Genomic DNA, 9,492 nt, shown 5'->3' with positions numbered 1-9,492 from the left:
ACCCTAGCGGAAAGCGGTCAGGCGGGCGTTTTCGGTCAGGATAAAGACCGTCTGCCCTGCCACCAGCGGCGCTACTGCCGCCGGGCCTGAAAGTTTGATGGCGCCAACAAGGTCGCCGGTATAGGGCGAGATCGCATAGGCGCGCTCGTCCGTGGAAGCAACGATCAGACGGTCGCCGGCCAGCACCGGGCCATACCAGGTGATCACGCCCTTGCGCACGGGTGCCGTGGGATCCTTGTACCGCTGAAGCTGCCGGATCCACTTCACCTTGCCGTCGCGGCGGCTGAGGCAGATAAGCTCGGCATCCACCGTCACCACGAAGATGAAGTCGCCCGCCACCCACGGCGTCTGCACCGCGCCGATGGCACGCTCCCAGACACGCTCGCCGGTACGAATGTCGATGGCGACAAAGCGGCCCGACTGGCTCACCGCGTAGACACGGCCCCGGTCGATCACCGGCAGCGCGTTGATATCATTCAAGGCGCCGATGGCGCTGACGCGGCCTGCGGTGCGCACCAGCTGCTCCGACCAGCCGACCGTGCCGGTCTCGGCACGGAGCGCCACCACTTCACCCGACGAGAACGGCGCCACCACAGTGCTGCCTTCCGCCGCCGGTGCAGCGGCGCCAAGCAGGCCAGCAGCTTCAACGATGCCGGCATAGGTCCAGAGCTGGCGGCCGGTATCGCCTTCCAGGGCGAAAAGCTGGTTATCCTGGGTGATGATGTAGACGCGGCCGCCTTCGGTGGCCGGCGCGCCACGCACCGGCAGTTTCAGCGGCACATGCCAATAGAGCAGGCCGGTATTGGGCTGCAACGCCACCACGTCGCCATAGGCGGTGGCAACGAACAGCTTGCCCTCGGCATAGGCCAGGCCACCGCCCAGCGCGCCTTCGGTCTCGCCCCTTGGCGTCAGATCGACGCGCCACAGCCGGCGGCCGGTATTGGCATCGAAGGCCGTGACCCGCGAGGCCGCGTCCTTGGTGAAGATGCGGCCCTCGGCAACCACCGGCTGGCCGAGAATCTTGGTCTCGTCGTCGCCCGCCGCGCCAACATCGGCATTCCAGACTTCACGTAGCGTGTCACCCAACGCCAGATGCTGCATGGCATGGCTGGGATAGCCGCCCGGCTGCGGCCAATCGGCATTGGCCCAGGGCTTTGGCAGTTGCACCGGCATCTGCGCCAGTTGCGGATCGGGATCGAGCTGGGAGTCGAAAGCCAGCACCGAGATGCGCTCGCCCGCCACTTTCGGCTTGTCCTTCACCGTGAAGAAATCGGTGACGGTATCGCAGCCGGCAAGCAGCAGCGGCAACAGCAGTAAAGCAAGATGGCGGGCGCGCATTGGCATCATCACGGATTGAGCGGGCCGCCAAGGGCGGCGAGCAATTCGCTGGCGCGACCGCGTGCGCCCGGCGAGGCGTTCGGATCGTCGGCCAGTTCGGTGAGCAGCTTGCGGGCCTGGTTACGGTCGCCGGCCTTCAGTTCGGTCAGCGCCAGCAACTCGCGCACATTGGAAACCCAGGGGCTGGTGGCCGGAATACCGCCAAGCCGGCGGCGCAGGTCCTCCACGCTCAGGGCATCGAAGCCGTTCAGCGCCGCGTAGTAGCGCGCCAGGTCGCGGAAGTCGGCGGTGTAGGCGGAATTGCCGGCAATGACATCATAGGCGGCGATAGCGCCGGTGATGTCCTTGGCGCGGACCAGTTGGCCGGCCTGCTGGAAAGCGGCGAGCAGGCCATAGCCATCGGCGCCCGAGGCGGCGATGCCGGCGAAAGCCTGGGCGGCCTCGGCATGCTTGCCCTCCTGGCCCAGTGACTGGGCGGTGACGAAGGCCCGGGCGGCGGCCTCGGCCCTCTCGACACGGTAATGCTGCCAGATCTGGTAGCCGGCCACGCCTGCCAGCAGCAGGACCAAGGCGGCAATCATCGGCACCCGGTAACGCTGCCAATGCCGCGCCATCTGGTCGCGGCGGTATTCCTCGTCCACTTCCTGGATAAAGGTATCTTTCTCGGCCAACGCCCAGCTCCTCAGCACAAACTACGGCGCAAATCGCCGTTTTCAGCCCTTGCCACGCGCAGCACGGGCAAGCGGCGCGTACCATAGCGGCAACGCGGCCCCTTGGCAAAGCCCGGCGCGGAACCGGATTCCTTGGTAACGCTTTGATAATACATGGACTCTTGGCAAAGAAAAAAAACCTGTCTATGCTCGCGTCGGTTTTGATGCCGCCATAGGGGTGGCCAAGACGTTGCATATATCCTTTTCGGGGGAGCAGACGGCATGCGGGCAGTGATCGCCAAGACGCTTCGGAGCGCCTTCCTGGCTGGTGCCGTTTTCACCGTATCCGGTGCGATTCTGGCAGCCGTTCCCGCCCTGGCGCAGAAGGGTCCGCGACACCCGACCGCCCCGATTCCCTTCGAGCAGGAACGCGCCCGCGAACGCGGCGACCGCGCCATGCTGCTGCTGAACGAAGACGCCTCGCGTATTCCCGGCCACCGCATCGTCGAACTGCCGATCATCAACGGCAAGATGGGCGAACATGCCAAGCTGGACGACAACGTGGAAATCTTCTTCCCGTTCGGCCGTATCCTCACCGCCACCACCGAAATCCACAAATACCGCCCGGTCGGCGTGAAGACCGAAGGCATGGGGCCGGAATTCCTGCCCGATCCGCGCTATGGCCGGGTGAAGAATTTCGACCGTGCGCTGGGCGCCGTCTGCGCCAGCGAGCGTATCGATGGCGGCCCGTACAAGGTGGAATTGCGCCGCGGCAGCGACCAGAGCCTGTCGCTGGTGCGCAGCATCCCGGCCGAGAACAAGCCGACCACTGACGACGATGCCGTTTCCTATCGCGTGGTCAGTTCCATGGATATCCGCTATCTGAGCCGCCAGGAGCCGGAGGCCGACCGCCTCTACCGCCGCTGCCTGCAAGGCGCTGACGCCCAGCGCATCAGCCAGAAAGACTAACTCCTTACTTCTCTTTTACGGGCCGGAGACCAGCCGATGTCCTGGCAATCCTGGGCCCAGTTGCTGGGCCTGCTGATGGCGGCCCTGCTTATCCTGCCGGCCGCCTTGCGCCTGCCCTGGAAGAGCCGCCGCATCCTGGTCTACATCGCCGGCTGGCTGGCGATCTTCGCCATCGTCGGCCTGACCATCCAACTGCTCCAGTAAGACTGCTCCAGTCACGTTACTGGGAGCAATCCATCGCGCGATTGACGCTCAGGTGGGGGCTGGCGCTAAAGTACGCCCGGCCCGCACGCCGAAGCAGAATCCACACAACACGGCGCGGCCATCACACAGAGAGGGACACATCCATGAATGAATTGCTGAGCCTGGCGCCGAAGGTGGATTTCTCGCGGCGCGGCTTTGTCGCCACCGGCCTGATCACCGGCTTCTCGCTCGCTGCCGCCCCCGTGGTGGCGCAGAGCGTGATCACCACCGACACCACCGGCCTCACCGCCGGCGAAGTGAAGGTGCCGGTGCCGGGCGGCCAGATGTCGGCCTACCGCGCCATGCCGGCCAAGGATGGCCCGTTCCCCACCGTGCTGGTGATCCAGGAAATCTTCGGTGTGCATGAGCATATCAAGGATGTGTGCCGCCGCCTCGCCAAGCTCGGCTATCTCGCCATCGCGCCGGACCTCTATGCCCGCCAGGCCGATATGAGCAAGGTGACCGAGATGCAGGCTGCCGTTGCCGTGGCCGGCCAGGTGCCGGACGCGCAGGTGATGGCCGATCTCGATGCCATGGCCGCCTGGGCCAAGAAGAATGGCGGCCATCAGACCAAGCTCGGCATCACCGGCTTCTGCTGGGGCGGCCGCATCACCTGGCTCTATGCCGCGCATAACCCGAACCTCACGGTCGGCGTTGCCTGGTATGGCCGTGTCGTCGGCCAGCCGAACGAACGCCAGCCGCGCAATCCGGTGGACCTTGCCGCCGCGATCAAGGCGCCGGTGCTGGGCCTCTATGGCGGCGCCGATCAGGGTATCCCGAACGACACCGTCGAGCAGATGCGCGCCGCGCTCCGCACCGCCGGCAAGACCTTCGACTTCATGATCTACCCGGACACGCCGCACGCCTTCCATGCCGATTACCGCGCCACCTACCGCAAGGCGCAGGCGGAAGATGGCTGGGCCAAGATGCATGCCTGGTTCGTGCGCAACGGCCTCGGCTGATCTTCGCAGATAAGGCTTGAACGAACGGCGGCCCGGCTTATCCGGGCCGCCGTTTTCTTTTGCCGCCCGTGCTAAACTCGCAGTTCATACGCACCGGGGCCGATTCCATGCTGCTCGTTCCGACCTACACTTCCGCCAGCCCGATCGAGGGTGTTGGCCTGTTTGCCGCCGAGGCGATTCCTGCTGGTACGCTGATCTGGCGCTTCGAGCCGGCCTTCGACCGCGTGATCCCGGAAGACGTGTTCGCGCAATTGCCGCCGCCGGCGCGCGCCTTCGTCGAACGCTATGGCTATATCACGCCGCAGATTCCGGGCGGCTGGGTGGTAAGCCTGGACAATACCCGCTTCATCAATCACGCCACCGATCCGAACACCGACAACACCACGCCGCAGACCTTTGCCCGCCGCACTATTGCCAAGGGCGAGGAGATCACCTGCGACTACGGTGAGTTCTGCGAATTCACGCTCGATTAGCAGCGATGCCGAAGGCACAAGTGGCGCACCGCGAAGATGGCTGTCACTTGATCTGAGTCAATGTTGCCTGCCGCTCGGCAGCATAACCTCGCATCCATCAGCCAGTCAGTGTTGTTGAGGATGCGGACCATGACCACCTTCGAAACCTTCTTTCTCTGCGGCGCCATTGCATCTTTCGCGCTGTTCGCGGTGACCCTGGCCTTCGCCAGCATCACGTCTGGTTCGCGTCCGTAACCGATTTTGAACGACCCCAAATTTTAACGACGACGGCATGGCCTTGGCCATGCCGTCGAAGGCGAGCGGCGTCGGCAGTCTCACCCCCTGCCGCGCCGCGAGCGCCCTCCCCATCACCTCTGGGGCCAGGCGTATTATTCCCGGGCGCATAATTCCTGGGCAGAGTGGCGCAGATTCCACCGCCGCCCCCGAGGCTTAGCTCAAAAATCCCAGTTCACCGCAGATCATAGCTTGGCACGCTTTGTGCTACCCGCTATCCTACACATACCTGTATAGACCAATTTTTGTCGGCTAGCAGATAAGTGGGGGGCAAATGAGTGGCGTAAGCGAGCAGGATATCGCCAGTTTCCAGCAGGATGGCGTGGTTGTCGTGCGGAACGTATTCCACGACTGGATCGCGCCGCTGCAGGCCGGCATTGCCGCGCTGATGGCTGATCCGAGTCCGCTGGAGCGCACGGTGAAGCCGGAAGACGGCACGGCGCCGTTCTTCCAGGATCTCTGCAACTGGCAGCGCATCCCCCAATTCCAGGATTTCGTACTCCACTCCGGCGCCGCAAAGCTCGCCGCCGCGCTGATGGGCTCAAAGACCGCGCGCTTCTTCCATGATCATGTGCTGGTGAAGCAGCCGGGCGGCAGCACGGTGACGCCGTGGCACCAGGACCAGCCCTATTACTGCGTCGAAGGCAAGCAGAGCGTCAGCTTCTGGATTCCACTCGATCCGGTGCCGCGCGACGTGGTGATGGAATGTGTGCGTGGTTCGCATCGCTGGGGCAAGGATTTCCGCCCGATGCGCTTCAACGGCACGCGGCTCTATGAGAATGACGATTTCGAGGTGATGCCGGATATCGAGGCGAAGCGCCAGGAACTGGATATCGCCGGCTGGGACATGCAGCCCGGCGATGCCATCGCTTTCAATTTCCGCACCGTGCATGGCGCACCGGCCAATAACTCGCCCCGCATGCGCCGCGTCTTTTCCGCCCGCTGGGTGGGCGACGACGCGGTCTATGCCGAGCGCGCCGGCAAGGGCTCGCCGCCCTTCACCGGCCTCACCATGGCGAATGGCGATCCGTTCGACGCACCGATCTTCCCAGTCGTCTATAATTCTGCTTCAGTACGTTAAGTCCGCCCTGCCCCGGTCATTCGGCCGGGGCGTTTTTGTTTCCACCTAACCACCGATACGGAGATCTCGATGTTGCGATCCACCAAGACCCTCGGCGCCCTGATCGGCACCGCTTTTGCCCTCACCGCCTCGCTGGCGCAGGCGCAGGATACCAAGGTTGGGATCGGCATTTCCGGCTGGACCGGCTTTGCCCCGATCACGCTGGCCAAGGAAGCCGAAATCTACAAGAAGAACGGCCTTGACGTGACGATCCGCAAGATCCCGCAGAAGGACCGCCACCTGGCGCTCGCTTCGGGCGACATCCAGTGCGCCGCCACCACGGTGGAAACCTGGATCGTGTGGAACACCAACGGCATCGCCACCACCCAGCTGTTCAAGATGGACCAGGGCATGGGTTCGGACGGCATCGTCGCCCGCAACTCCATCACCAAGGTTTCCGACCTGAAGGGCAAGACCGTTGCCGCTTCGGCGCCGGGCACCAACCCGCATTTCACGCTGGCCTGGATCCTGAAGAAGAACGGCCTCAAGCTCAGCGACGTGAACCTGGTCACGCTGGAGCCGGCGCCGGCCGCCAATGCCTTCGTTGCCGGCACCGGCAGCCTGGATGCGGCAGTGACCTATGAGCCGTATCTCAGCCTGGTTCGCGACAAGCCGGAATCGGGCAAGCTGATTGCCGACAGCTTGCAGTATCCGATGGTGTTCGACAGCTTCGGCTGCACCCCGAAGTTCATCAAGGAGAACCCGAAGGCCGTGAAAGGCCTGGTGGAAAGCTACTTCCAGGCACTGGATATGATCGCCAAGGAAAAGACCAAGGCCTTCACCATCATGGGCGCCGACGTGAAGCAGACCGCCGAGCAGTTCGAGAAGTCGCAGTCCATGATCAAGTGGGCTGACCGCGAGGCGAACAAGAAGTTCTTCAACGGCGAAATCCAGGCCTTCAACAAGGAAGCCGCGGCCCTGCTGCTGGAGATCGGCGTGATCAAGACCATGCCGGCCAATATGGACAGCCTGTTCGACACCAGCTTCCTGAACTAAGCACGATAATGCCCACAGCCCGAGTGAAACCGATGATCCAACGCATGCCTGGCAGGTCTGTATGAAGCTGCTCGTTCCGGTGTCGCGCGAAAGCCGCACCATTCTTGGCATTGCCTTCTTTGTCGGTTTTGTCGGGCTGTGGGCCCTGCTTACCTGGTCCGGTTCGGTGCCGAAGCATTTCCTTGCTTCGCCCTGGCAGACCTTGAAGACCGGTATCTTCCTCTTCTCTGACCAGAAATTCGCCCACGATGTCGGCATGACGATCTGGCGCGTGGTCGGTGGCTTCCTGATCGCCGCCGTCATCGCCGTGCCGCTCGGCATCAGCATGGGCGCCTACAAGCCGGTGGAGGCGTTCTTCGAACCCTTCGTCTCGTTTGCCCGCTACCTGCCTGCCTCCGCCTTCATCCCACTGCTTATCCTGTGGGTCGGCATCGGCGAGGCGCAGAAGCTCACCGTGATCTTCCTCGGCTGCTTCTTCCAGCTTACCCTGATGATCACCATGATCGTCGCCGGCACGCGGCGCGATCTGGTGGAAGCCGCCTACACGCTCGGCTGCAAGGATACTGGCGTGATCCGCCGCGTGCTGCTGCCCGGTGCCGCCCCCGAAATCGCCGAGGCGCTACGCCAGGTGCTCGGCCTGGGCTGGACCTACATCATCGTTGCCGAACTGATCGGCGCCTCTTCCGGCATCGGCCACATGATCACCGACAGCCAGGCGCTGATGGCAACCGACAACATCATTGCCGGCATCGTAGTGATCGGCCTGGTCGGCCTGGTGACCGACCTTGTGTTCAAGAAGGTGAACCAGCACCTGTTTTCGTGGAGTCTGCTGCGGTGAGCCGGCTGTCGATCAAGAATGTGAGCAAGGTATTCCCCGGCGTGAAGCGCAACGCGCCGCCGACCCAGGCGCTGCTGCCGGTAGACCTGGAGGTCGGCGACAACGACTTCATCACCGTGCTCGGCCCTTCGGGCTGTGGCAAATCCACCCTGCTGCGCCTGGTGGCCGGCCTGGAAACGCCGACCACGGGCCAGATCCTGCTGGATGGCGAGCCGATCAGCGGCCCCGGCGCCGACCGGGGCGTGGTATTCCAGAGCTACACGCTGTTTCCCTGGCTCACCGTGCAGCAGAATATCTGCTTCGGCCTGCGCGAAAAGGGCATGCCGGAAAAGCAGCAACTGGAAATCGCCGGCCGCTTCATCGCCCAGGTGGGATTGCGCGGCTTCGAGAATCATTTCCCGAAGCAGCTTTCCGGCGGCATGCAGCAGCGCGTCGCCATTGCCCGTGCGCTCGCCAACGACCCGAAGATCCTGCTGCTTGATGAGCCCTTTGGCGCGCTCGACAACCAGACCCGCGTGCTGATGCAGGAATTGCTACTCGGCATCTGGGAACAAGCGCAGAAGACCGTGTTGTTCGTCACGCATGACATCGACGAGGCAATCTTCATGGCCAGCCGCGTGGTGGTGTTCTCCGCCCGCCCCGGCCGGATCAAGAGCGAAGCCAATGTCGATCTGCCGCATCCGCGCCACTACACGGTGAAAACCACACCGGAATTCATGCAGCTCAAGGCCCGTCTCACGGAGGAAATCCGTGCCGAGGCTCTGGCCGCCGCGCATTGATCCGAACCGCCATGCCCGCCAAAGCCAAAGCCCTGCAAAGCCGCTCCCGCTCCGCCACGCCGCGCAAGCCGGCAGCGAAGCCCGCGGCCAAGGCGGCGCCCTTGCGCGTGGCGGCAAGCAATGGCGGCCCGGCACTGGCGCTGTATGAACAGATCAAGGAGCATATCCGGCGTAAGATTCTGGATGGTTCCTGGCCGCCCGGTCATCGCATGCCTTCGGAGCAGGATCTGGTGGTGCAGTTCGGCGCCGCGCGCATGACCGTGAACCGCGCCCTGCGCGAACTGGCGGAACAGGGCCGCGTCGTGCGCGTGGTCGGCGTCGGCAGCTTCGTGGCCGAAGACAAGCCGCAATCGACGCTGTTGCAGATCGCCAATATCGCCGCCGAGATCCGCCAGCGCGGCCATGACTACCGCTGCGAGGTGCAGTTGGCCGAGCGCGTGGCGGCACCGCCGGATATTGCTGCCTGGCTTGATCTGCGGGCCGGTGCTTCCGTGTTCCATGCCGTCTGCCTGCATCTGGAGAACGGCATCCCGGTGCAGCTTGAAGACCGCTATGTCAGCCCGGCGATGGCACCCGAATTCCTGCAACAGGATTTCGCCGCCATGCCGCCCGGCGAGTATCTGGTGCGCCATGTGCCCTATGATCAGATCGAGCATGTGGTGGATGCGGTGCTGCCGAGCCATGAACAGGCCGAGCGGCTGGCTATGCCGGCGGATGAGCCCTGCCTGCTGCTGACCCGGCGCACCTGGAACCGCAATACGCCCGTCACCATGGTGCGCTGCCTGCATCCCTCCTCGCGCTACCGGCTCGGCTGCCGCTTCCCGGTCAACGGCAATCAGACTTTCGGCTGA

Annotated in this window: 11 protein-coding genes; 9 read left to right on the top strand and 2 right to left on the bottom strand. The window is 64.0% G+C overall.

The window, feature by feature from the left end; all coding sequences use genetic code 11:
- Nucleotides 1-3: 3 nt before the first annotated feature.
- Nucleotides 4-1,338, bottom strand: a complete 1,335-nt coding sequence (locus ACQY7X_RS16535; RefSeq protein ID WP_428246517.1) for a PQQ-binding-like beta-propeller repeat protein — start codon at nt 1,336-1,338, stop codon at nt 4-6.
- Nucleotides 1,339-1,346: 8 nt separating this feature from the next.
- On the bottom strand, nt 1,347-2,009 hold the full coding sequence (locus tag ACQY7X_RS16530; protein ID WP_428246516.1) for a tetratricopeptide repeat protein: 663 nt from the start codon (nt 2,007-2,009) through the stop codon (nt 1,347-1,349).
- 261 nt (nt 2,010-2,270) lie between these two features.
- On the opposite strand from ACQY7X_RS16530, the gene ACQY7X_RS16525 reads away from it, so the two are divergent.
- From ACQY7X_RS16525 to hutC, 9 genes are all read left to right on the top strand, one after another.
- Nucleotides 2,271-2,957, top strand: coding sequence for a hypothetical protein (locus ACQY7X_RS16525; protein ID WP_428246515.1), 687 nt, complete (start codon nt 2,271-2,273; stop codon nt 2,955-2,957).
- 36 nt (nt 2,958-2,993) lie between these two features.
- A complete protein-coding gene (locus ACQY7X_RS16520; protein WP_428246514.1) occupies nt 2,994-3,161 on the top strand; it encodes a hypothetical protein in 168 nt (55 codons plus the stop codon).
- A 143-nt stretch (nt 3,162-3,304) separates the two neighbouring features.
- Nucleotides 3,305-4,162, top strand: a complete 858-nt coding sequence (locus tag ACQY7X_RS16515; RefSeq protein ID WP_428246513.1) for a dienelactone hydrolase family protein — start codon at nt 3,305-3,307, stop codon at nt 4,160-4,162.
- 107 nt (nt 4,163-4,269) lie between these two features.
- Nucleotides 4,270-4,635: an SET domain-containing protein gene (locus ACQY7X_RS16510; RefSeq protein ID WP_428246512.1), complete on the top strand. Its 366-nt coding sequence runs from the start codon at nt 4,270-4,272 to the stop codon at nt 4,633-4,635.
- Between the two features lie 547 nt (nt 4,636-5,182).
- A complete protein-coding gene (locus tag ACQY7X_RS16505) occupies nt 5,183-5,989 on the top strand; it encodes a phytanoyl-CoA dioxygenase family protein (RefSeq protein WP_428246511.1) in 807 nt (268 codons plus the stop codon).
- 69 nt (nt 5,990-6,058) lie between these two features.
- On the top strand, nt 6,059-7,024 hold the full coding sequence (locus ACQY7X_RS16500; RefSeq protein ID WP_428246510.1) for an ABC transporter substrate-binding protein: 966 nt from the start codon (nt 6,059-6,061) through the stop codon (nt 7,022-7,024).
- Nucleotides 7,025-7,085: 61 nt separating this feature from the next.
- Entirely contained in the window at nt 7,086-7,862 is a 777-nt protein-coding gene (locus tag ACQY7X_RS16495; RefSeq protein ID WP_428246509.1) for an ABC transporter permease, read from the top strand.
- On the top strand, nt 7,859-8,641 hold the full coding sequence (locus ACQY7X_RS16490) for an ABC transporter ATP-binding protein (protein WP_428246508.1): 783 nt from the start codon (nt 7,859-7,861) through the stop codon (nt 8,639-8,641). The genes ACQY7X_RS16495 and ACQY7X_RS16490 overlap by 4 nt, the downstream gene beginning before the upstream one ends.
- 11 nt (nt 8,642-8,652) lie before the next feature.
- Entirely contained in the window at nt 8,653-9,492 is an 840-nt protein-coding gene (gene hutC / locus ACQY7X_RS16485; RefSeq protein ID WP_428246507.1) for a histidine utilization repressor, read from the top strand.

This window comes from Ferrovibrio sp. (genome assembly GCF_965278975.1).
Lineage (GTDB): Bacteria > Pseudomonadota > Alphaproteobacteria > Ferrovibrionales > Ferrovibrionaceae > Ferrovibrio.
The sequence above is the reverse complement of the archived record's forward strand: the minus strand, read 5'-3'. Positions and strand labels throughout refer to the sequence as shown.